The organism is Bartonella sp. AP4SXKL (assembly GCF_042195845.1).
Lineage (GTDB): Bacteria > Pseudomonadota > Alphaproteobacteria > Rhizobiales > Rhizobiaceae > Bartonella.
The window spans coordinates 267,451-292,286 of sequence record NZ_JBHIPA010000001.1; the positions used below are offsets into that span (position 1 = coordinate 267,451).

18 protein-coding genes are annotated in these 24,836 nt (G+C 38.0%); 12 read left to right on the forward strand and 6 right to left on the reverse strand.

Translation table 11 applies throughout. From position 1 onward, the window contains the following. Positions 1 to 140: 140 nt before the first annotated feature. The 11 genes from acnA to gpsA all read left to right on the forward strand — a co-directional run bounded on the left by acnA (position 141) and on the right by gpsA (position 14,705). Positions 141 to 2,828, forward strand: coding sequence for an aconitate hydratase AcnA (acnA, locus tag ACFIMI_RS01020; protein WP_375692177.1), 2,688 nt, complete (start codon positions 141 to 143; stop codon positions 2,826 to 2,828). Between the two features lie 237 nt (positions 2,829 to 3,065). Further along, positions 3,066 to 3,332: a 30S ribosomal protein S20 gene (gene rpsT, locus ACFIMI_RS01025; protein WP_375612830.1), complete on the forward strand. Its 267-nt coding sequence runs from the start codon at positions 3,066 to 3,068 to the stop codon at positions 3,330 to 3,332. Positions 3,333 to 4,034: 702 nt separating this feature from the next. After that, positions 4,035 to 5,606, forward strand: a complete 1,572-nt coding sequence (gene dnaA, locus ACFIMI_RS01030) for a chromosomal replication initiator protein DnaA (RefSeq protein WP_375611430.1) — start codon at positions 4,035 to 4,037, stop codon at positions 5,604 to 5,606. Positions 5,607 to 5,792: 186 nt separating this feature from the next. Continuing rightward, positions 5,793 to 6,914: a DNA polymerase III subunit beta gene (gene dnaN, locus ACFIMI_RS01035; protein WP_375606188.1), complete on the forward strand. Its 1,122-nt coding sequence runs from the start codon at positions 5,793 to 5,795 to the stop codon at positions 6,912 to 6,914. Between the two features lie 20 nt (positions 6,915 to 6,934). After that, positions 6,935 to 8,068: a DNA replication/repair protein RecF gene (gene recF, locus ACFIMI_RS01040; protein WP_375692178.1), complete on the forward strand. Its 1,134-nt coding sequence runs from the start codon at positions 6,935 to 6,937 to the stop codon at positions 8,066 to 8,068. Between the two features lie 54 nt (positions 8,069 to 8,122). After that, the gene (gene aroQ / locus ACFIMI_RS01045; protein ID WP_375611431.1) at positions 8,123 to 8,575 is read left to right on the forward strand and encodes a type II 3-dehydroquinate dehydratase; all 453 of its coding nucleotides are present in this window, start codon (positions 8,123 to 8,125) and stop codon (positions 8,573 to 8,575) included. Positions 8,576 to 8,705: 130 nt separating this feature from the next. Continuing rightward, positions 8,706 to 9,677 (forward strand): ubiquinol oxidase subunit II, encoded by a 972-nt coding sequence (gene cyoA / locus ACFIMI_RS01050; RefSeq protein ID WP_375611432.1) that lies wholly within the window; start codon positions 8,706 to 8,708, stop codon positions 9,675 to 9,677. Positions 9,678 to 9,753: 76 nt separating this feature from the next. Continuing rightward, the gene (gene cyoB / locus ACFIMI_RS01055) at positions 9,754 to 11,772 is read left to right on the forward strand and encodes a cytochrome o ubiquinol oxidase subunit I (RefSeq protein WP_375611433.1); all 2,019 of its coding nucleotides are present in this window, start codon (positions 9,754 to 9,756) and stop codon (positions 11,770 to 11,772) included. Beyond that, on the forward strand, positions 11,769 to 12,437 hold the full coding sequence (locus tag ACFIMI_RS01060; protein ID WP_375628427.1) for a cytochrome (ubi)quinol oxidase subunit III: 669 nt from the start codon (positions 11,769 to 11,771) through the stop codon (positions 12,435 to 12,437). Before cyoB ends, ACFIMI_RS01060 begins: the two co-directional genes overlap by 4 nt. Beyond that, positions 12,437 to 13,465, forward strand: coding sequence for a cytochrome o ubiquinol oxidase subunit IV (gene cyoD / locus ACFIMI_RS01065; protein ID WP_375692179.1), 1,029 nt, complete (start codon positions 12,437 to 12,439; stop codon positions 13,463 to 13,465). The genes ACFIMI_RS01060 and cyoD overlap by 1 nt, the downstream gene beginning before the upstream one ends. A 232-nt stretch (positions 13,466 to 13,697) precedes the next feature. Continuing rightward, positions 13,698 to 14,705 (forward strand): NAD(P)H-dependent glycerol-3-phosphate dehydrogenase, encoded by a 1,008-nt coding sequence (gpsA, locus tag ACFIMI_RS01070; RefSeq protein WP_375612834.1) that lies wholly within the window; start codon positions 13,698 to 13,700, stop codon positions 14,703 to 14,705. A gap of 1,846 nt (positions 14,706 to 16,551) precedes the next feature. Here the strand turns inward: gpsA and fabI are convergent. The 3 genes from fabI to fabA are packed head-to-tail and all read right to left on the reverse strand — an operon-like array spanning position 16,552 to position 19,206. Beyond that, on the reverse strand, positions 16,552 to 17,370 hold the full coding sequence (fabI, locus tag ACFIMI_RS01075) for an enoyl-ACP reductase FabI (protein ID WP_375610038.1): 819 nt from the start codon (positions 17,368 to 17,370) through the stop codon (positions 16,552 to 16,554). Between the two features lie 48 nt (positions 17,371 to 17,418). After that, entirely contained in the window at positions 17,419 to 18,639 is a 1,221-nt protein-coding gene (gene fabB, locus ACFIMI_RS01080) for a beta-ketoacyl-ACP synthase I (protein ID WP_375628420.1), read from the reverse strand. A 57-nt stretch (positions 18,640 to 18,696) separates the two neighbouring features. Further along, positions 18,697 to 19,206 (reverse strand): 3-hydroxyacyl-[acyl-carrier-protein] dehydratase FabA, encoded by a 510-nt coding sequence (gene fabA / locus ACFIMI_RS01085; RefSeq protein WP_273722474.1) that lies wholly within the window; start codon positions 19,204 to 19,206, stop codon positions 18,697 to 18,699. Between the two features lie 232 nt (positions 19,207 to 19,438). Here fabA and irrA point away from each other — a divergent pair, with 232 nt between their 5' ends. Then, positions 19,439 to 19,951 carry an iron response transcriptional regulator IrrA gene (gene irrA, locus ACFIMI_RS01090; RefSeq protein ID WP_375612837.1) on the forward strand — a complete coding sequence of 171 codons (513 nt, stop codon included), beginning with the start codon at positions 19,439 to 19,441 and terminating at the stop codon, positions 19,949 to 19,951. Positions 19,952 to 19,997: 46 nt separating this feature from the next. On the opposite strand, the gene ACFIMI_RS01095 is transcribed toward irrA, so the two are convergent. The 3 genes from ACFIMI_RS01095 to ACFIMI_RS01105 all read right to left on the reverse strand — a co-directional run bounded on the left by ACFIMI_RS01095 (position 19,998) and on the right by ACFIMI_RS01105 (position 24,270). After that, positions 19,998 to 20,558, reverse strand: coding sequence for an SH3 domain-containing protein (locus tag ACFIMI_RS01095; RefSeq protein ID WP_375612838.1), 561 nt, complete (start codon positions 20,556 to 20,558; stop codon positions 19,998 to 20,000). 1,619 nt (positions 20,559 to 22,177) lie between these two features. Next, complete coding sequence (rpsU, locus tag ACFIMI_RS01100) at positions 22,178 to 22,411, reverse strand: 30S ribosomal protein S21 (protein ID WP_012754552.1); 234 nt, start codon at positions 22,409 to 22,411, stop codon at positions 22,178 to 22,180. 185 nt (positions 22,412 to 22,596) lie between these two features. After that, positions 22,597 to 24,270 (reverse strand): formate--tetrahydrofolate ligase, encoded by a 1,674-nt coding sequence (locus ACFIMI_RS01105; RefSeq protein ID WP_375611441.1) that lies wholly within the window; start codon positions 24,268 to 24,270, stop codon positions 22,597 to 22,599. Between the last annotated feature and the right edge of the window lie 566 nt (positions 24,271 to 24,836).

Here is a 24,836-nt window from a genome sequence, read left to right on the forward strand (position 1 = left end):
TTTCCGCATTATGCCTAGAGGGTGGAGGGGGAAATGGATGGCGGAGGTAATTGCGTCTGCGCTCAAGCTGCGACCTTGACTCGTAGTTTGTGTTGTTCATTCCTGGAAATTGGGTGGTTATAGTATGAGGGTGGACAGTCATGACTCAAATTGATAGCTTTAATTGTCGTAGAGTATTAAATGTTGGTGGCAAAGAATATACTTATTATAGCTTGATTGAAGCGGAGAAGAACGGACTTGAAGGTGTTTCTCGTTTACCGTTTTCGATGAAAGTTATTCTCGAAAATTTATTGCGATTCGAAGATGGTCGCACAGTTAAAAAAGAGGATATCTTCAATGTTGCTAAGTGGTTAAACGACAAAGGGAGCGCTGGGGCAGAAATTGCTTACCGTCCTGCACGTGTTCTTATGCAGGATTTTACAGGTGTTCCAGCAGTTGTTGATCTTTCTGCAATGCGTGATGCTATGGTTAAACTTGGCGGTAACGCTGAAAAAATTAATCCTCTCATTCCCGTTGATCTCATCATTGATCACTCAGTTATTGTTGATGCTTTTGGCAATTCCATGGCTTTTAAGGAAAACGTTGAGCATGAATATGAACGCAATGGTGAACGCTATCGTTTCCTTAAATGGGGGCAACAAGCCTTTCAAAATTTTCGCGTTGTTCCTCCAGGAACAGGGATTTGTCATCAGGTTAACTTAGAATATTTAGCACAATGTGTATGGATGAAGAATGAAGAGGGCTGTGAGACGATTTATCCTGACACCTGTGTGGGAACTGATTCGCATACGACTATGGTAAATGGTTTAGGGGTTTTAGGTTGGGGTGTTGGTGGTATTGAAGCAGAAGCAGCAATGTTAGGCCAACCTGTTTCTATGTTGTTACCTGAAGTGATTGGTTTTCGTCTAACAGGTAAACTTAAGGAAGGTGTAACAGCCACCGATCTCGTATTAACGGTGACCCAAATGCTACGTCGGAAGGGTGTTGTCGGTAAATTTGTTGAGTTTTTTGGTCCTGGTTTGGAGCATATGACGCTTGCTGATCGGGCAACGATTGGAAATATGGCACCTGAATATGGAGCAACGTGTGGTTTTTTCCCAATTGATAAGGAGACAGTGCGTTATCTCAATATGACAGGGCGTGATGAAAGTCGGATTGCCTTAGTGGAGGCTTACACCAAAGCACAAGGGATGTGGCATGATGAAATGGTGGCTCATCCCATTTTTAGTGATACAATTGAATTAGATATGGGAACCGTTGTCCCTTCTATGGCTGGTCCTAAACGTCCTGAAGGACGTATTGCATTGGAAAATGTTGGGCAGGGTTTTGAGAAGGCATTGGTCGAAGACTATAAGAAGACTTCTGGACAAGATAAGCGTTATCAGGTTGAGGGTGAAGAATATACGCTTGGTCACGGTGATGTGGTGATCGCTGCGATTACGTCGTGTACGAATACATCGAATCCAAGTGTTCTTATTGCAGCGGGTCTTTTGGCACGAAATGCTGTGGCAAAGGGTCTTAAGAGTAAACCATGGGTAAAAACTTCTCTTGCACCTGGTTCACAAGTCGTTGAAGCTTACCTTCAAAATTCGGGTCTGCAAAAAGATTTAGATGCATTAGGATTTAACTTAGTAGGATTTGGGTGCACAACATGTATTGGGAATTCTGGTCCTTTGCATCCAGCTATTTCCAAAACGATTAATGACAATGGTATAATTGCATCTGCGGTTCTTTCAGGAAATCGTAATTTTGAAGGGCGTGTTTCCCCTGATGTGCAAGCGAATTATTTAGCTTCACCACCATTAGTTGTTGCACATGCGCTCATCGGGACGGTGTGTAAAGATTTAACCAAGGAGCCTCTAGGTGAAGATTCAAATGGCCACCCCATTTATTTGAGAGATATTTGGCCAACTTCTCAAGAAATACAGGAGTTTATCGAAAAAAATGTCACGCGGAAGGTTTTTGCCGAAAAGTATGCAGATGTTTTTAAGGGAGATGAAAATTGGCAAAAAGTTCAGATTCCTACGGGTTCTACCTATTCTTGGGATGAGCAATCCACCTATGTACGCAATCCACCTTATTTCGATGATATGCAGAAAACACCTGATATCTTACCAGATATTAAAGATGCACGGATTTTAGGTTTATTTGGTGATAAAATCACGACGGATCATATTTCTCCTGCTGGTTCTATTAAAGCAGCTTCTCCTGCCGGAAAATATTTAATGGATCATGGTGTTAAAGTGGCTGATTTTAATCAGTATGGAACGCGTCGTGGGAATCATGAAGTTATGGTGCGTGGGACCTTTGCCAATATTCGCATTCGTAATTTCATGTTAGGGGAAAATGGTCTAGAAGGAGGTTATACGGTTCATTATCCGTCAGCGGTAGAACAAACCATTTACGATGCAGCAATGGCGTATAAACAAGAAGGTATTCCACTCGTTGTTTTTGCAGGTATTGAATATGGTAATGGATCATCCCGCGATTGGGCTGCCAAGGGGACCAATCTTCTTGGTGTCAAAGCAGTGATTGTGCAGTCTTTTGAAAGGATTCATCGCTCTAATCTTGTTGGTATGGGCATTGTCCCTTTTGTTTTTGAGGAGGGGCTAAGTTGGAAATCTTTAGGCTTAAAGGGAGATGAAAAGGTGACAATTGAAGGGATTCATAACTTGAAACCTCGTCAAAAGACTGTAGCGAAAATTACTTTTTCTGATGGTACGGTAAAAACCGTTCCATTATTATGCCGTGTTGATACTGAAGATGAGCTAGATTATTTGCATCATGGTGGAATTTTGCAATATGTCTTGCGTAAGTTAGCCGTTTAAATTCTTTTGTTTGTTAAGGAATATCTATTATTAAGCTATAAAGTTGCGGATCAAAGAGTTTGGCTTCGTTTTTTTATGGCTATCTTTGAAAATCTAATTGACGTTAGCTTTAGGATTGCGCTATAACCCACACGGTTATAGGCAGCTTTATAGTTTTGCTTGGGTTGGATTTATTTATATTGGTAGAGTTGTTATTGAGACTCATTTTACCAAGGTGTTGAAAGAGAGATTATATTTATGGCGAATACACCTTCTGCTCGAAAAGCGGTGCGCAAGGTTGCGGCGCGCGCACAGGTTAATAAGGCCCGCCGTTCACGCGTTCGTACTTTTATACGTAAGTTTGATGATGCTTTAGCGGGTGGCGATAAGGCATCTGCAGAGATTGCATTTAAGAATTTTGAGCCTGAAATTATGCGTGCAGTTTCTAAAGGGGTTTTTCATAAAAATGCTGCTGCGAGGAAAGTATCGCGTTTAGCTAAACGTTTGAAGGCTCTCAGCGTTTAAGCTTTTTCTCCTTTAATTGAGAACAAAGCCAGTATCCATAAGGATGCTGGCTTTTTGTTTATTATTTCAAAAAGTTTCTATTGAAAATAAGAATCGATAATGATTCTCCACTTGAAAAAGGAGAGAAAGTTTATAGGGGGAGGTATGGTTATCCACAAGCTTTGTGGATTTGTACAGAGTCTTTTTTGTCAAGCATTTTATTTTTTTTTTTAAATCTGAAGAGATTCTTTAATTATTGGTAAATTTAGAGAAAAAAAATGAATTGAATCAATATTTTTTTCAGTCCTCATTAATATAAGCATTTTTTTCGGGTTTTTTGATTTTATTTTGACCTCTTGCATTTTACCTCTGCTGTTTTGTATGGTTCTTATGAAGACTAAGAAGCATGAAGGGGTCACATCAGCGCATTATTCTGTATTTTGTTGAATACAAGATGTTTTGATTTAGGCTTTTCGAAACTTTTGTGTTGGAGAGGTTTTCTGACGGTTTTTTAGTTTTCTTAATGGATATGTTTACCATTTTAGAAGGGTGGGTCATATCATGAGTGCAAGTAAATCTTATTGGTCATCTTTGTTAGTAGGGTTGTGATGAGGCTATCCTAGGGGAGGGTGAGTAATCTTATTTGGGGTAGGGCGTTTTGCCTTCGCTAGATTTATTTTAGTTGTTTGGCAGGACAAAATTTTATTTTTATCAGGATGGAAGATGGTGGATAAATTGAACTCTAAAGCTAGTTCCTTTAAAAGGGTTTCGGTAAATATCCTGTCGGCAGAGAACATAATAAAGAATAGGATGACGGAAAGTGATGAGAACGTTTGTAGAAATGCTTCTATAGGGCATTCTATTGTTTCAGAGGAGGAAAGTGCGGCGGCTTTTATACGTGTTATGGCGCAATTAAAGGTGCAGGTTGGTGTTGAGGCTTATACCAGTTGGTTTGGACGTGTGAAGCTTGCTGAATATAGTCATACTCTTGTAAAGCTTTCTGTTCCTACTGCTTTTTTGCGTTCATGGATTAATAATCACTATGGTTCTCTTTTGACTCATTTATGGAAACAAGAGAATTCAGCAATTCTTCGTGTTGAAGTTATTGTTCGTGGTATGGAACGCGTTTCAAGAGATGTCGTTTGTAAAAGAAGTGTTCCTCCTGTTGTGCTAGAGGAGCAGGCGACTTCATCTTTTGTTGAAAGTTGCGCAGAGCATTCAGTTAAGAATTCTCAAACGGGAGTTTTTGGATCTCCACTTGATTCTCGCTATACTTTTGAAAGTTTTGTTGAGGGGGCTTCTAATCGTGTTGCTTTAGCAGCTGCGCGTTCCATTGCAGAGGGGCATAAAAGTGCCTTACGTTTTAATCCTCTTTTTATTCACGCATCTGTTGGCTTAGGAAAAACACATTTGCTTCAAGCGATTGCTGCTTCTGCATTGAAGCGTTTAACGTCTGCGCGCGTTATTTATTTAACTGCTGAATATTTTATGTGGCGTTTTGCAACAGCTATTCGTGATAATGATGCTCTTTCTTTTAAAGAACAGCTTCGTGATATCGACCTTTTGATTATTGATGATATGCAGTTTTTGCAGGGTAAGTCGATACAACACGAGTTTTGCCATTTGCTTAATATGTTGCTTGATAGTGCAAAACAGGTTGTTGTCGCTGCAGATCGTCCACCAGCAGAATTAGAATCGCTTGATCTTCGCGTTCGCTCTCGTCTTCAGGGAGGGGTAGCTCTTGAAATTGAAGCACCAGATTATGAAATGCGTTTGCAAATGTTGCGCCAGCGGTTGAAGGTGGCACAACAAGATGATGGCATGGTATCAATTTCTGATGATATCTTGGAATATATTGCGAAAACGGTTTTAGGGTCGGGGCGTGATATTGAAGGTGCGTTTAATCAGCTCTTGTTTCGTCAATCTTTTGAGTCTGATTTATCTTTAGAGCGGATTGATGAGTTATTAGGTCATTTGACACGTCCTGGTGAACCTAAGCGTATTCGGATTGAAGAAATTCAGCGTACGGTAGCACGCCATTATAATGTTTCTAAACAGGACTTGTTATCTAATCGTCGAACACGTACGGTTGTGAAGCCACGGCAAGTTGCAATGTATTTAGCAAAAGTATTAACTCCTCGCTCATTACCAGAAATTGGGCGCCGTTTTGGTGGGCGTGATCATACAACAGTTTTACACGCTGTGCGTAAAATTGAAGATTTGGTTTGTGGTGATCAGACCTTGGCTAAGGAACTTGAGTTGCTTAAGCGGTTGATTGGAGAACAGGCTGTATAGTGTTTATCGTTTCTTTCTTTGGAGAGACTTTAAAGAATTTAATGAAAAGATTTATTTTTTCTTATGCAGGAGTGACTTGCCATTTTAAGAGAGGTTTAATAAACTCTAGCAGGCGATTCTTAAAGAGGGTCTATTCTTTAAGTCTAAAGAATTCTTATAGTTTTTAGTAAATCATACGGGGCTTTTATGCGGATTACAGTTGATCGCAGTCAATTTCTCAAGTCTCTTGGTCGGGTTCACCGTGTGGTAGAGCGCCGTAATACTGTTCCTATTTTATCGAATGTGTTGATTGATGCAGAAAATGGCCGTGTACAGTTAAAAGCAACAGACCTTGATTTAGAGGTTATGGAATCTTTTGCAGTTAATGTTAAACAAGCTGGAGCAACAACTGTTCCGGCACATTTGCTCTATGATATCATTCGAAAACTTCCTGATAGCAATGAAGTTGTATTATCCCTCGATGAGAATCAAGCAGGTACAATGTCCGTTGTTTCGGGTTGTGCACATTTTCAGCTTCAATGTCTTCCGAAGGCAGACTTTCCAGAGTCGCTTCCTGGGCAATTTGGTTATCGTTTTTCTTTATCGGCATCAGGCTTAAAACATTTACTTGATTGTACACAATTTGCCATTTCTACTGAAGAAACCCGTTATTATCTTAATGGTATTTATTTCCATATTATTAATGATGGTGTTTTGAAATTGCGTTTGGTTGCAACTGATGGTCATCGTTTGGCACAAGTTGAGATGGAAGCTCCTTCGGGAGTTGAGGGAATGCCTGGTGTTATTGTTCCCCGTAAAGCTGTAGGAGAATTGCAAAAACTTCTTTCAGAAGAAAATGATAGCGATGTATGTATAGAGCTTTCGGAGACAAAAATTCGTTTTTCTATAGGCTCTGTGATTTTTACATCAAAATTAATTGATGGAACATTTCCAGATTATCAACGTGTTATCCCTCTTGGAAATGATAAAGAATTAATTGTTAATAGGCAGGACTTTTCTTCTGCAGTTGATCGTGTTTCAACGATTTCAAGTGATCGGGGGCGTGCAGTTAAATTAACGATTGAGCATGGACAGTTAAGGCTTGTTGTTAATAGCCCAGATTCGGGCAGTGCAGAAGATCAATTATCAGTAACTTATGCATCTGAACCGCTTGAGATAGGATTTAATTCACGTTATCTTTTGGATATTGCTGGGCAGCTTTCAAGTGATGAGATGGTTTTTATGTTGGCTGAGGCTGGAGCACCAGCTCTGATTCGTGATAATGATGATGCGGATGTGCTCTATGTACTGATGCCTATTCGCGTTTAGGGGCAGTTGTTTTGCAATGCATGGCCAGTCATGTGCACAAAGTGGCAGTGAGGCAGCTGAAGCTTTTACGTTATCGCAATTATTCTTTTTTCAATATTCATTTTTCTGGTCAGCATGTGGTTTTTACTGGCCATAATGGTGCTGGTAAGACGAATCTTTTAGAGGCGTTATCTTTTCTTTCTCCTGGTCGTGGTTTGCGGCGTGCTGTTTATTCTGACGTTAGTTTTGTAGATGGTGGTGGTGGAGGATTTGTTGTATTTGCGCGTCTTGAATGCGCTCTTTATGGTGAAGTAAAGATTGGTACAGCTTTTGAGATTAGCGATAACAGTCGAAAGGTCCATATTAATGGTATGAATGAGTCGAGTGATTGCCTAACAGATTATTGTCATATTAGTGTCCTAACACCGTCTATGGATGGTCTTTTTACAGGTCCTTCACTTGAGCGCCGTAGTTTTTTGGACCGTATGGTTTTGGCGATTGATCCCTTGCATAGGCGCCGCATAGCCGATTATGATAGAGCTATGCGCGCACGTAATCGTTTGTTTTTAGATGGAAATGAAGATTGTGCTTGGTTTGATGCTTTAGAAAAGCAAATGGCAGAATTGGCGACAGCTATTTCTGCGGCGCGTGTTGATGTTATTCGTCTTTTAAATGACATGTTTACACAAATGCCCTCACAGATACCTTTTCCACGAGCTTTTTTGCAAATTGATGGTTTTTTAGAAACAGCTCTTAGTGAAATATCAGCAACTGAAGTTGAAGAACAATTTTGTGATCGATTGCGGCATAATCGCGCAATGGATCGTGCTGCTGGTCGGACGTTAGAAGGACCACATCGTGCAGATTTGCAGGTTTTTTATGCTGATAAAAATAGAGCAGCAACATCTTGTTCAACAGGTGAACAAAAAGCGCTGCTAACAGGTTTAGTTTTGTGTCATGCACGTCTAACAGGTATGATGTCGGAAAGATCTCCCATTCTTCTTCTTGATGAAATGGTTGCCCATCTTGATTCGCATCGACGTGCTGCTCTATTTGATATTCTTGATGATTTAGCTGTACAAACATTTATGACAGGAACAGATCGTCTTTTATTTGATGACTTAAAAGGACGCGCAGAATTCTTTGAGATTAAGGATGGAGCTTTATTGCCGTAAAAACATGCTAAATATTTTTTTAATAAGTGATAGGTCTGAAAGAAAAGGCTTGCTATGTCAGAGATAATAACGATTTTAAATGGTCCTAATTTAAATTTTCTAGGTCAACGTGAGCCAGAAATTTATGGAACTGAAACTCTAGAAGATATTGAAAAAAGATGCAGAGAATGGGCAAAAAAAAATGATATTATAATAAATTTTTATCAAAGTAACTATGAAGGGCAATTAGTGGCATGGATACAAGAAGCAATAGAGGCAAGTTCTGGATTGATCATTAACCCAGCGGCTTACAGTCATACATCTGTTGCACTTCTTGATGCCCTAAAAATGTTTTCAGGGCCGAAAGTAGAAGTTCATTTATCTCATATTTATCAGCGTGAAGCTTTTCGTCACCATTCTTATACATCTGCAGGTGTAGACGCTATTATAACTGGGTGTGGAGGTGATGGATATCGGTTTGCACTTGAGTATATTGCAAAACAATTAAGCAAAACAATTAAATTGTGATAGGTAAAGAGTAAGCATTTAATAAGAGTAATATAGGCATTTAATTCTCTTGATAATTATTTTCAAATCTGTACAATGTGAGGTATATATTTATGACAGTTTTTAGTGCGTATGACGGGGGTAAATAGAGATGAAAAGCTTTGTTAGACAATTAGAAATGCTTGTGATTTTAGGGGGAGCACTGCTTTTGTCTGGTTGTAAAATTGATGTTATGCAGCCATCAGGTTATGTTGCACGTCAACAGCTCATTTTGATCGTTGTTTGTGTGGTGGTGATGCTTTGTATTGTTATCCCAGTTATGGTGAGTGTGGTATTTTTAGCTATAAAATATCGTGCATCGAATATGAAAGCGGACTATTCTCCTGATTGGGCACATTCAAATAAAATTGAAGCATTGATGTGGGGTATTCCAGTTGTAATTGTAATGGTTTTAGGTTCATTAACAGCTTATTATACCTATAAGCTTGAACCTACAAATCCTCTTCCAGTGGAAGTTGTAGGTGAAGGAAAGCCATTACAGATTGATGCTGTTGCTCTTGATTGGAAATGGCTTTTTATTTATCCTGAATACGGTGTTGCATCGATTAATGAGATTTATGCGCCTGAAGGACGTCAAGTTTTATTGCAATTGACGTCAGAGAATTCTGTCAATGCTTTTTGGGTTCCCAAATTGGGTACAGTTCTTTACGCTATGCCGCAGATGAATGCTAAGTTGCATTTGGTCGCTGAAGAGCAAGGAGTATTCAAAGGAGCCTCAGCAAATTATAGTGGTGATGGTTTTTCGGGTATGCGGTTTAAGTGGCATTCTGTGTCTTTGCAGGATTTTGAGGATTGGATTGTAAAAGCTCGGGCTAATGGTCGAGTACTTGATCGTTCATCTTATCGTCAACTTTCTATTGCGCCTCGTATGGGTGATATTGCTGCGAAGGAAAAAGATGCTGAAGTTCGTTATTTTGCACCTGTTGAGAAGCGGCTTTACTATCGTGTTGTTAATCGATGTGTCGATGAAAAGACGGTATGTAATGAAGATTTAATGAAACGTGCTGCTGCTCAGACGCTATGGGGTGCACTATGTTCAGTATTTGATCCTGATGTTATTTAACAGAGTCAATAAAGTAAAGAGCCCTTTTAACAAAGGTTTCTTTTAAACTTGAATTTCATTTGAAATGGGTTGAGAAATGTTTGGAAGACTTACAGATCCTACGGCAGGTGCTTTTCATGCGCTTGCACATGAACCGATCGTTTTGTATACATGTATTGCGATTGTTTTGGTTGGTTTAATTGCTGTTATTGCTCTAACAGTACTTGGGTGGTGGGGGATTCTATGGCGAAATTGGATTACAACGGTTGACCATAAACGCATAGGTATTATGTACATCGTTCTTGGAATTATTATGCTTGTTCGCGGTTTTGCGGACGCACTTATGATGCGAACGCATCAAGCTTTAGCTCTTGGGAGTGAAACAGCAGGTTATTTGCCCCCTGAGCATTTTGATCAAATTTTTTCGGCGCATGGTACGATCATGATTTTTTTCATGGCCACGCCTATTTTATTTGGTCTTTTTAATTATCTTATACCACTTCAAATTGGTGCGCGTGATGTTGCTTTTCCCTTTGCAAATAATCTAGGTTTTTGGATTACGGCTGCAGGGGCGATATTGATTAACATATCCCTAGGTGTTGGGAATTTTGGTCGTGGTGGTTGGTTGATGTATCCACCTTTTACAGAATTGCAAACGAGTCCAGATACAGGGGTAGATTATTATTTATGGTCACTTCAGCTTTCTGGTATTGCAACAACAATGGGATCAGTGAATTTTATTGCAACGATGATTAAAATGCGTGCTCCTGGAATGACAATGATGAGAATGCCTATTTTTTGTTGGAGTGCTTTTGTCAGCAATGTTCTTATTGTAGTCATTTATCCTGTTTTGGCTGTAGCATTTGCACTCTTGGCATGTGATCGTTATTTGAACATGAATTTCTTTACCAATGTTGGTGGCGGAAATCCGATGGTATGGATTAACTATGTTTGGGTTTTTGGTCATCCTGAGGTTTATGTTTTGGTTGTTCCTGCTTTTGGAATTGTTTCTGAAGTTGTATCAACTTTTTCTTCAAAACGCCTCTTTGGTTATACTTCAATGATATGGGCCATGTTGGTTATTTTGATTCTTTCGCTTCTTGTTTGGGGCCATCATTTCTTCACAATGGGTGGGGGTGAAGCTGTAAATACCTTCTTTAGTATTGCTACGATGATTATTGCAGTTCCAACCGGTGTAAAAGTTTTTAATTGGCTGCTTACGATGTATAGAGGTCGGATTCGCTTTGAGCCTCCTATGCTTTGGTGCATGGGTATGATCTTTACATTTGTTGGTGGTGGATTAACAGGTGTTTTATTATCTATTGTTCCTGCTGATTGGCAGTTTCATAATTCGCTCTTTTTGATAGCACATTTCCATCATACAATTATTGGAGGTGTGGTTTTTGCGTACTTAGCGGGGATTGCATTTTGGTTTCCAAAAGTTTTTGGTTATAAACCAAATCGCATACTAGGTATTACATCTTTTTGGTGTTGGTTTATTGGTTTTTACCTTGCCTTTTTCCCGGTTTATGCGCTTGGTTTAATGGGGGCGACGCGTCGTCTGCAGCATTACATGGAACCTAGTTGGCAGCCGATGTTTATTATTGCTGCATTGGGTGCTTGTATTATCTTACTTGGTATCCTTTGTTTTGTGCTACAGGTTGTTTTGGCGATTTGGTACGGTATTAAGCATAAAGGGCACTTACCGGTAACATTAAATGATTCTTGGGGTGATGCACGTACACTTGAATGGTTTACCTCTTCACCGCCTCCTTCTTATAATTTTGCCCTCCTTCCAAAGATACAGTCTGATGATGCTTATTGGAATATGAAGAAAAGTGGTTATCAACGGCCGACAAGTGGATTTACAAAAATTCATATGCCATCGAATACATCGGCTGGAATTATTGCTGGCTTCTTCTCATTAGTTGTTGGTTTTGCGCTTGTTTGGCATATTTGGTGGCTTGTTGCGGTTGGACTGGTTGGTTTTATTGCAACGCTTGTGTGTCATTCATTAACAGGTGATCATCATGGTTACTATATTCCAGCTGAAGAAGTGCAAAAAACTGAAGATGCCTTTACGGCTGTTCTTAAAGAACAAGGAGTGACAGTATGAGTGCTGTAACAATGAATAACGCGAGTACTATAGATGAACTTCACCACGATAGTAGCTCGGTAATGACGTTTGGTTTTTGGGTCTATATTCTTTCAGACTTAATCCTGTTTTCGACACTGTTTTCAAGTTTTGCTGTATTTTCTGCTTCTTATGGTGGTGGTAAAGCGGGCAGTGAGTTTATAGATTTAAAGTTTGTTTTGGTTGAGACTGCTTTCTTGTTGTTTTCGTCCGTCACTTATGGCTTTGCAATGGTACAAGCACATAAAAATAACATCAGTGGTGTGCGTTTATGGATGGCTATTACCTTTGGATTGGGGTGTTGCTTCATTGGTATGGAACTTTACGAATTTCATGAACTTTTGAGTGAGGTTTTTTATTTTGATCCAAATGCTTATGCGGGTATTGATCCTGCAACAGGTTTACAGCTTTTTGGACGGGAAATTCTCTCTGCTTATTGGTCAGCATTTTTTGCTTTGGTTGGCACCCATGGACTTCACGTAAGTGTTGGCCTTCTTTGGATGGTTGTGATGTTTTTTCATCTTCGTCGTAATGGCTTGGATCAGAACAATAAAACACGTTTAGCATGTCTTTCCATTTTTTGGCATTTACTTGATATTGTATGGATTGGTGTTTTCACCATGGTTTATCTATTAGGAGCGTTGTGATGAGCGTGCAAAATGAAACACATGGTCCCAGTACTGGTTCCTATTTGGTTGGTTTTATTCTGGCTGTATTTTTCACTTTGGGTTCTTTTATTCCTGTGATGTATGGAATGATGGAAAGTTGGGCAGTTAGTACAAAGGTTGCGTATCTTATTGGGATGGCGATTATTCAGATTATAGTACAAATTGTTTTCTTTTTGCACTTGAATTCTGGTCCAGACGCCAAGTGGAATTTAAGCGCGTTGTGGTTTGCTGCTATTTGCGTTTTTGTTATTATTGGGGGAACTTGGTGGGCTATTTCTCATTTGAATTATAATATGATGGGTGGTTCAGGACGTGTTATTGAACCGGAAATATCAAGTAGAGATGATTCTTCAGTGTCTGAGCAGTTATCAAACAAAGATATATCCGTAAGAAAACAGCCAGAAAAGATACAGGGCTCAGAGGTTTCGATGGAGCAAGGTGCAAGTACGCAAACTCCTGTAGATCAAGCACCTGGTTCAGAAATGCCTATGGGGCAGGGTCTAAGTACGCAAACTCCTGTAGATCAAGCACCTGGTTCAGAAATGCCTATGGGGCAGGGTCTAAGTACGCAAACTCCTGTAGATCAAGCACCTGGTTCAGAAATGCCTATGGGGCAGGGTCTAAGTACGCAAACTCCTGTAGATCAAGCACCTGGTTCAGAAATGCCTATGGGGCAGGGTCTAAGTACGCAAACTCCTGTAGATCAAGCACCTGGTTCAGAAATGCCTATGGGGCAGGGTCTAAGTACGCAAACTCCTGTAGATCAAGCACCTGGTTCAGAAATGCCCATGGGGCAGGGTCTAGGTACGCAAACTCCTGTAGATCAAGCACCTGTTTCAGAAATGCCTATGGGGCAGGGTCTAGGTACACAAACTCCTGTAGATCAAGCACCTGGTTCAGAAATGCCTATGGGGCAGGGTCTAAGTACGCAAACTCCTGTAGATCAAGCACCTGGTTCAGAAATGCCCATGGAGCAAGGTCCAAATACGCAGTTTCCTGTGGAGTAGTTGTTAGAAATATCTACGGAGCTGATGCGGCATGTATCAGCTTCGTAGAAGAAATTTGTAGGATATAAAGCAGGAGATAAGTACAAGATATCAGTGGAATGAGTATCATTATTTTGAATATACTTTTAATTTAAAAGAGAAAGTCCGTGGGGTATTTAGTATAGCATTAAAATTATTTGTAATAATAATATGCAATTGAAATCAAAAATTTAGAGAATAATCAGAAAATTTAATGAAAACCGTTGCAATGACAGTTATAGGTGCTGGTTCTTTTGGTACTGCATTAGCGATAGCTCTTGCCCGTAATGGTCATAATGTTTTACTTTGGGGATATAGTCCTCAACATATCAAAGAATTACAGGAACAACGTTGTAATCAAGTATATTTACCCGATGTTCGATTTCCTGAAAATTTATTACTTGAAGCTTCCCTTGAAACTGCAATAACGGCAAGTCACAATATATTAATCGCTGTTCCAAGCCATGTATTTCATCAAGTTTTGTATAATATTCAGCCTTATTTAGATCAGCATTCACGCGTTATTTGGGCTACAAAAGGTTTAGAACATGGTACTGGACGTTTCTTACAAGAGGTTGCTCGTGAGATTTTAGGTGAAAAAATTCCTTTAGCTGTTTTTTCTGGACCAACTTTTGCTCAAGAACTAGCTATTGGTTGGCCTACTGCAATGACGATAGCAGCTTCTGATGTTGAGTTTGGTAAAGAATTGCAGCAACTTTTTCATTGTGACAAAAGTTTTAGAGTTTATAAAAGTTCAGATATGATTGGTGTTCAATTAGGGGGGGCAGTCAAAAATGTTATTGCTATTGGTGCAGGAATATCAGATGGCATAGGTTTTGGGGCAAATGCACGAATAGCTCTTATCACACGAGGACTAGCTGAAATCAGTCGTTTAGGGGAGGCTATGGGTGCTGAGCTTTCCACATTTATGGGAATGACAGGCTTAGGTGATCTGGTTTTGACATGTACTGATAATCAGTCGCGTAATCGCCGTTTTGGAATACTTCTTGGTAAAGGAATAGATATAAAAGAAGCAGAAAAACAAATTGGTCAGGTTGTGGAAGGATACTTAAATACCAAGGAAGTATATACGTTGGCGCAGCGTATTGGGGTAGAAATGCCCATTGTAGAACAAATTTATCAAATTCTCTATTGTGGTAAAAATATAACTGAAGCGGCAAACACATTACTAAGCCGCGCCCTCAAGGACGAAATTCAATAATATCCTGTTTTTTAATAATTCCAATCGTAAAAAATAGAAACATGCTATGATAGACATATAAAATAGATTTTATTGATGGTTGTATAAGGCAGTCATATTCCAGAAAATTATAGATTCATATCATTCGATTCTTTATGAAACATGGCTGAAATATAAAAGTTTTGGCTTTTGTCTAAGAGCTATCTCTTTTAAGATAAATTATCGTTTCCACTTACACATGTTTATGTAATGTAATGAACAAGATATTTTTATTGTCTCTTAAATTCATCTCACAATGATATTTGCAAACAGAATAGTACAAGACTCATTAGGTAGAAGCATCTTATTTATGTAACGTATAAGCTAAGAATATCGGGGCAGGGATATTGTGAATCTCTGTTTTTGTAATTCTTTAAAACAAGAAGACAATCTAATTTGGGAAGAAGATGAAATTTTAAAGCTGAAAATCTGTTCCCATTTCTACAATCATTTTTAAATTCAGTTTTACGCTATCTAAAGCAATATCTTTTAAATAATGGAGATTATCTCACACCTTTATTTTTCTCATTTTCTAATGAAAGCATTTTTCTGATGTGTCAGGTAAAATAGAACGTCCAAAAAAACACGATTGCTGTTATATATTCACGTGCTTGTTTTAAAGAGACCTCTCTTAAAAATCCTAAGTCCAATTTGCGACGGTGACTGTGAATAGTGTAACCGATAAAGCTATTGTGCACATCCCCATCTTTATGTTTATGAAGGAGGAAGACGAGCATCATTACACCCCCAAATGTTGTGAGACAGCTCTTGGCACTTGAAGCTGTTCAGTAGAGATATTTAAGCCTTTTATTTTCTCACATGTCAATTCTGTTTTTTATATGCAAGAAATGATTTTTGGAATTATAACTTTGAAAGTCTAAGATTGAAAAAATGTTATTGTACTTGTTTGTGGCTGTCATTTAAACTGAAAAATAATGTGATTATAAAGATAAAAAATTGATTTATATAAATAATTCATTTTATTTTTGTATTGAGTTAATTAAAAATATATGTTTGCTTGTCACAAGCGGGTTAGTATGTGGATAAAAATTATTAAAGATACTTCTAATGAATCATCTCAAGTGTCAAGGGTTGTTTCAATATTAGAACATGGCAAGTAAAATGACGGTGTCGGTTTGTCATCTGTATAAACATTAAAATGGTGGTAAAAAAAGGATTTTATGTACTTCACAAGGATTTTTTATATGTTCTACAGGTACCATTGTGAAATGGAATGGCGTGCATTGAGAGATATCTTTAAAAAATGCATGAAGGAGAAACAGCTATAGTGTTTTTGGGTGTTCTATTTTACCTGACACATCAGAGCAATGCTTTCATTAAAGAACAATAGTAAGATTAATGATTGATTTCTTTACGCCTTCATATTCATCCTAAATTAGATTGTATTTGCGTTTCAAGAATAAATCAAACGGTAGGAATATTTTTTTCAATTTGCTACACAAAAGCTGAAACTAAGGGTTTTAATAATTCTCTAATCTCTGTTTCAAACTGCGGTGGCATGAGGGTTGGATATTGATTTATAAGCAATGGCAAAAGCGTATGCTTTAGTAAGGTAAATAACGTCATAAAATACACACTTTATCAACCATGGATTGAAGAAATATTCCGGCTTTTATAAAATATTTTGCGAAACAAGGCATCGTACATCTGGTTTTGTATTGACTTATTCTTACAAACATTTGCACATATTCCTTACGTCATATTATTATAAGTCAATACACTATTATATAGCTGAGAAAGTACTCAATACCCGATTAAAGCACTATGTACATGATTGATTTTCTTTTTTAGTGCAATGAAATAAATTTTATTCTTCTTGGGAATCGTCACTTTTTTTCAGTTCTTCAAGTATTGGCATAGACATGATGTTATAGCCTGAATCAACATAATGGATTTCACCTGTAACACCTGATGATAAGTCAGAGAGTAGATAAAGAGCAGATTTTCCAATTTCATGAATATCTACGGTACGCCGTAATGGGGCATTACGGCGTTGATGTGAAAATATTGCCCGTGCAGCTGCAATACCATTACCTGCTAAAGTTCTAACAGGACCAGCGGAAATCGCATTGACACGAATATTTTGAGGACCAAAGTCCGCTGCTAAATAACGTACCATAGCTTCTAAAGCTGCTTTAGCAACACCCATGATGTTATAATTAGGCACAACTTGCTGTGAAGCACCATAGGTAAGAGTTAAAAGTGTTCCTCCATTGGGCATAAGCTTACCCGCGCGCTGGGCAATTTCAGTAAAGGAATAAGCTGAAATAACCATCGTGCGTTGAAAGTTTTCACGTGTTGTAACATCAACGTAACGCCCTTTTAGCTGAGTTTTATCTGAAAAACCAATGGCATGGACAATAAAATCAATTGTTTTCCATTCTTTTTCAAGTTGCTCAAAGACGTAATCAATATTTTCACTTTTTTCAACGTCACACTCTAGCACTAATTTGCAGCCAAGTTTATCTGCTAGGGGATGAACACGTTTTCCAAAAGCATTTCCTTGATAAGTCAACGCTAATTCCGCTCCTGCTTGTGCGAGCTGACAGGCAATGCCCCAAGCAATTGAATGGTCATTCGCAATTCCCATAATAAGGCCGCGTTTGCCCTCCATCAAACCTTTCATATTATTCTCCGTAAGACCGTACTTTTTTCAATTACTAAGAGCTTTTGTTTATACATAACGTTGGAAAACAAGCGTTGCATTGGTACCGCCAAAGCCAAAAGTATTCGACAATACGGTATTCAGTTGTTGATGATCACGTCGTTCACGAACGATTGGCATATCAGCAAAAGCTGGATCAAGTTCTTCAATATGGGCACTTTCACAAATAAAATTATGATTCATCATTAACAATGTATAGATTGCTTCGTGAACACCTGCTGCTCCCAAGGAATGTCCTGTTAGAGACTTGGTAGCGGAAATGGGGGGGCATTGATCACCTGCTCCAAAGACACGACGGATAGCTTCTATCTCAGGAGGATCACCAACAGGAGTTGCTGTCGCATGGGGATTGATATAATCAATTTTATTATCGACTGTTGCAAGGGCCATGCGCATGCATCGTTCTGCTCCCTCTCCTGATGGGGCAACCATATCATGTCCATCGGATGTCGCACCGTATCCAACGATTTCTCCGTAGATTTTTGCACCACGTGCTTTAGCAAGTTCTAAATCTTCAAGGACTAAAACGCCAGCACCTCCAGCAATGACAAAACCATCACGATTAACATCATAAGCACGTGAAGCTTTGTGAGGAATGTCATTATATCTGCTGGACATAGCGCCCATGGCATCGAATAAAACAGATAGTGTCCAATCCAAATCTTCGCAGCCACCGGCAAAGATGCGCTTCTGTTTACCATATTGTATCATTTCGTAAGCATTACCAATACAATGATTGGAGGTAGCACAAGCTGAAGAGATTGAATAATTGATCCCCTTTATTTTAAAGAAAGTTGCTAATGTTGCAGATGCTGTGGAACTCATCGCTTTAGGGACAACAAAAGGTCCAACACGTTTTGGACCTTTTTGGCGTGTAATGTCAGCAGCTTCTACGATTGAATGTGTTGAAGCACCTCCAGAACCCATAATAATACCCGTGTGTTCGTTCGATACTTCATGCGGTTCTAGACCCGCATCAGCAATTGCTTGATCCATGGCGATGTGATTCCATGCTGTTCCACGCCCATGAAAACGTAGAGCACGTCGATCTACGAGTTCTTCTATATTAATATCGGGCTTGCCATAAACTCTGCTACGAAAGCCTAATTCAGCATATTGAGGTGCGTAAGAAATTCCGGATTTTGCTTCACGTAAACTGGTTAAAACAGCTCCAGGATTATTTCCAATTGCGGAGACAATTCCCATTCCGGTTACAACAACTCGACGCATTCATACCTCCTCGTTCCATACAGAATAGTGAAAAGTTCTTTCTGACGGAAATAACGTTCAATCTTCTTTGAATAAAGCAACGCGTAAATCGTTCGCCTTATAAATAGTCTCTCCATCTGCTTTTAGCCACCCATCAGCTATTCCTAAGACTAAATTTCCACGTCGAATACGCTTAAAATCTATTTCATATTCAAGAATTTTGGTTTGTGGAGTTACCATCCCTGATAACTTTACTTCACCTGTTGATATTGCTCTTCCTTTGCCTGGTTCGCCTAGCCAACCAAGAAAAAAACCTGTTAATTGCCACATACCATCCAGTCCGAGACATCCTGGCATGACGGGATCGCCTATAAAGTGACAATTAAAGAACCACATGTCTGGTGTAATGTCAAATTCGGCGCGAACCATTCCTTTATCGTATTTACCATCAGTTTCACTAATTTGAGTGATTCGATGAATCATTAACATTGGCGGTGCTGGCAATTGCGCATTACCTCTACCAAACATTTCGCCGCGAGCGCAGCTTAGAAGCTCTTCATATGTGTAGCGAGACTTTTGTTCAGCCATTGTTACTCCATTTATTTGCATATATCTTTATTTCTGCGCTTTTCCCAACCTACTTTTAGAGCAAATTTTAAAGAGAGGGAAATGATTTTATATCATTTTTAATGACAAAAGCCTTTTTTTATGTATTCTACATAGGTAATTATTTAAAAATGGAATACAAGATTACACCATACTATTCCCATTTTTTTGTATTTTGATCTTATTTAGCAGGAATATATTTGGGTTTGTAATTATGTCAGTGAGTGCAGACAATTTAGATATGAATGAAGAGCAGCAGTTCACAAAAGAGTGTGGAAAAATTGTGCAATATTATTCCATTTCTATGTTAGAAAAACATTTGCGTCAAAATGGTCTGCGTCCAACACGTCAGCGGTTGGAACTTGCACATATGATTTTTTCTCAAGGAAATCGTCATATTACTGCTGAAGAGCTCTATGAGGAAGCGGTGAGGGCAGGTGTACCTGTATCTTTAGCAACGGTTTATAATACGCTTCATCAATTTACGGAAGCGGGATTATTACGGATTATTGCCGTAGAAGGCTCAAAAACTTGGTTTGATACCAATACCTCTGATCACTACCATTTTTATATAGAAGGCGAAAATCGTATTCTTGATATTCCTTATAATTTGGAAGAAGCTCCCATTATTAGAAATTTGCCTAAGCCACCAGAAGGTATGGAAATTTCACATGTTGATTTAATCGTGCGATTGAAACCAAAAAATCAATCTTGTGATAGGCAGTGAGGATATTCAATGAGGAATAAAAATTAAACTTGTTGAGTTTGAGTATTCACCAACCTTTTACTTTTTCATCAGGATAGATTCCCCATAACTGGGGTTGCTGAAGCCATCCGCGCGTATTATTAATGTTTAGTTCGCACCATTGTCCATCACATTGGCGGATGTTACCAATGACGTTAGGTTCTACTTCCGCCACAAGTTCTGCGTTGTCGGTGGGGTTTTTTCGTAGCATCAGCCTTTTTGTTTTATCTTTTTGCCATGGAATAGTTATAGCAGTTCGCTTTCCCGATAAAAGCGATTGATACACCCATCCCTCATCGCCTTCTGCATCACGAATTTTGCGCCATTGATCATATTCTTGAATGATTTCAATAGGTAAGCCCTTCTTTTTGTAGGTGAAAATGATTGAATAGTTGCTTCCTGGTCCGACGCGTACATTAACGCTGGTGGGTTTAATCGAAGCAAATCGCGGAAGTGGTAAACCACTGGGCCCTAAATTTTGATTAAATGTTTGTGCATGCAACAAATGAGATGAACCCAATACAATGACTATTGCTATTAAGATACATGATATGAGTATTGAAACGCGAAACCAACGAGAATTTTGCACACCGAACTCCTTTATTTCGTCATATATTGGAAATTTAAAATCTGAAAGATAAGACTGGAAACTGATAAAAAGTATGACACATTGCTCGTTAAAGAGATCTAAACGATGAAAAAATTGCTACAAAAATATCAAAATAAGGAAAACAAAAGGTTTGTATTTCTTAGTGCTTATCTTGTTTATGAGGGGGTAGATATAAATAAACATTAGATTTTTATGTAGCTGTAAGCGTGATAAAACAGTAAAGTATATTGGAGCCATAGGCAGTTTTTGTACAGGAAATTAGGGCTAAAGTATTGCATCTCTTTTTTGAGTTTGTTTCTCAAAGTAAAAGTGCATGTATGCATACTATGAACAAAGAGCTGTTCAGAAAGGGATTATTGTGTGGCTTGAAAAGAAGTTTTGAATGAACAAAATAATACGATAAATAAAACATTTAAGCGTAAAAATATGAGCAACATTATAGAGTAGATTGATATATGAAGGGCTAATTTTAACAGGACACTTTTTCGTGATAATTCATTTATAAAATTTTCTACACTCTAATCTTATGCCATGATAATGCTTATCCGTATGGTAGATAAGCTGGCTCCATCGTTCTATTTACCAGCTTTCAATGTTATGCAGTTCCTATTATTTATAGTGTTTATAAGAAGCATTTTTGTTTTTTCTTAAATAGCTTTTATTCTATTTGCATACGAATCCCGCTTATGATGTACAAGAAAATAATCTTGATTGATTCAATATGAGAAAGTGTTGAGAAACTTTACGTTATTCAGAATTATTACTTAATATGAAAAACGATTACCTATAATAATAAATCTCCGCGTTAAAAACTTTAACTCGTTATTTAAATTTTAAAAACATTTCCATCAAAAATGGTAATAAAAGGCACATTCACCCATATTAAAATACAGTGTTTTCTCTGTTTATTGTCAATTTTCTTTTTCTCTAACTCAGTATAGAAGAAAGTTGAATGAAATAGAAAGGCTTATTCGATACACTGATGAGGGTAATTACATAAGTGATGAATAGAAGAAATTTATCAAGAAAAAAGAATCTATAGTGCAGTGGTTGAAATTCGTCATCCTTTAGAGAGACAGAATCAAGAGATATAAAAAGTTATGGAATTATATCGTTTCGTTACATAACTGAAGGGAAAGAGGATTATGAATTTGATATTATATTTTACACACAATCGCATATTGCGATAGTTATTTTTGTTTTGTAATCAGACCTAGGATGATCGAAAGATGTAGAATATTTAATGACAAAAAAGAAGTTCATCATGAAATTTGTACATAAGAAGCAGTGATGTAAGAGATATCCAGAAGGAGAAAATTATAGCGAAAAGTGATAATAAAACACCCCGCACTCAATTTACATAGGAAAAAGTCGCTTAAATATCTCAAGTGTAGTTTGTTATCTATTTTTAAAATATAAGAGTGAAATAAAAACCACCTCTATGATAGAAACCTTATTATTTTCAAATAACTAACATATTAGATAACATTGTACATAAAAACCTACACAAGCAATTCATCGCAATTGCCTATGAAGATAAAATTTTCTAGTAGCTTACTATCTATTGCTTATGCAATTATATAATATCATAAAGCACATTACTTTACCGCAACAGTCCGTCCGTTACTAACAAAACCTTCTCTTTGTGCACGCTTACGAGCAAGCTTACGTGTACGACGAATAGCCTCAGCTTTTTCACGAGCACGCTTCTCAGATGGCTTCTCATAATAACTACGCATTTTCATTTCACGGAAGATACCTTCACGCTGCATCTTTTTTTTCAACGCGCGGAGCGCTTGATCAACATTATTATCACGAACGAGTACTTGCACTATTTATCCTGCTTTTTTCAGTGTCACAAATAATAGGAAAACCTACGTCCTTTTAAAGGCATATCCAAAAGGACAGAAACTTATATCATATAAATAAGACATTTGTCTATATCGCTTTTAAAAATTCTATTTTTTTTGTAATAAAATGCTTTTTATAATGAATGATAGATTTCATGATTATAAACTTATGAAAGTCCTTGTATTTGATCATTTTCGTCAAGATGAATTTTTTCCGCCGTGGGATAATGGGGTAGTCCCGGCATGGTCATAACATCTCCACAAATGACAACAATAAAGCCGGCTCCCGCACAGAGACGAACTTCTCGTATGGGAATTTCAAAATCAACAGGAGCTCCGTATTGCTTGGGATCAGAAGAAAAAGAATAAGGTGTTTTGGCCATACAAATAGGGTAGACGCCAAAACCTTCTTTTTCCCAAGTTTCAAGTTGTTTGAGAATAGGGGCTGAGATGATGGCGCCACGTCCACCGTATAGCTTTGTTATAATACAATTAATTTTTTGAACGAGTGGAATATCATCTTGATAGAGAACTTTAAAATCAGAATCGTGCTTTTCAATCAAGGTAACGAGTTCTTGTGCAAGTTCTATAGCGCCTTTTCCACCTTGTTCCCAATGCTTACAGATAATAGCTTTGTGTCCAGTTGTTGCAACTATTTTTTGTAATGTTTTTATTTCAGCATCGCTATCGCTGTCAAAATGATTGATAGCCACAACACAAGGAATACCGTAGTGCTTCATATTTTTTATGTGTCGTAAAAGATTGGCAGCTCCTTTTTCTAAAGCGGTGATATTTTCTTCTGTCAGGTTATTTTTATCCAGACCACCATTCATTTTTAATGCACGAATAGTTGCGACGATCACTGTAGCATTTGGTACAATACCTGCTTGCCTACATTTGATATTGAAGAACTTTTCTGCTCCAAGATCTGCTCCAAACCCTGCTTCTGTGACAACATAATCAGCAAGTTTTAAAGCAGTTTTTGTTGCTATAACTGAATTGCAACCATGAGCAATGTTGGCAAAAGGTCCTCCATGAACGAGAACAGGATTATTTTCAATTGTCTGTACGAGATTGGGTTGTATAGCATCTTTGAGAAGAACTGCCATTGCACCTTCCGCATTGAGATCAGCAACGGTGATGGGCGTTTTATCATAACGATAAGCAACAATAATTTTTTTGAGTCTTTGTGTAAGGTTTTCTAAATTTTCAGAGAGACAAAGAAGCGCCATAATTTCTGATGCAACAGTAATATCAAAACCTGTTTGACGTGGAAAACCATTTGTTATGCCCCCCAATGAAATGACAATATCGCGCAATACACGGTCATTCATATCAAGAACGCGTTTCCAAACAATGCGACGTGGATCAATGTTTAGAGTATTTCCCCAATAAAGATGATTATCTATCATTGCGGCAAGAAGATTATGAGCAGATGTAATAGCATGAAAATCACCGGTAAAATGTAAATTAAGGTCATCCATTGGAATGACTTGCGCATAACCACCACCAGCAGCACCACCTTTTACACCAAAACAGGGACCTAAAGATGGTTCTCTCAAGGTAGCTATTGTTTTTTTACCAATAAGATTAAGAGCATCACTTAGTCCAACTGTTGTTGTTGTTTTGCCTTCTCCCGCAGGTGTGGGATTGATAGCTGTGACAAGGATAAGTTTACCATCTGGATTTTTATTAAGCGATTTTATGTATTCAGAAGAAATTTTAGCTTTATCATGACCATAGGGAATGAGATTTTCATGTGAAATACCAATTTTTTGTGCAATTTCAATAATATGTTGCTTTTTAGCAGTGCGAGCAATTTCAATATCAGTTTTAGGCATGGAAAAATTCTTTAAATTCAGCTTTTATTAATGTTTGAGATCTGTACTCCATGGATTAATTAGAAAAATTCATAGAGAACAGAAAAATATTAAGATATCATAGAAATCGATGATATGCCATGCAAGAGATAATGCTAAAGAAGCACAAGAAGAGTTTTATTGTTTTTTAGGAAAAAGAATCTTTTTGCTTTTAAGCAGTAAAAATACGTTTAATTCAATTAAAAATATTGCGAAAAGAAGCTTTGGTTTGCAACAAATGCTGATGACATTAATGGATACCATAAGTGTTTCATAGTAGTACGTTTGAGAAGTAGTTTATTTATTCTTTCCAACAACACACTGAAAAAGTTTCACATGGTGGTAAACCGGAATTTATGGCGGCACATCTGAAGTCCCTCTTAAGATGGGACTGCTAGGAATAAAATATCCAGAAACATCCAGTTATGGAACAATTAGAAATAAGCACGTAAAAAATTACCTAACTGAGTAGAGAGTATAATCCGGAAGAGACCAAAAACAAGCGCATAGATTGATAAAAGAAAACAACAACATACGCTACTCATGCA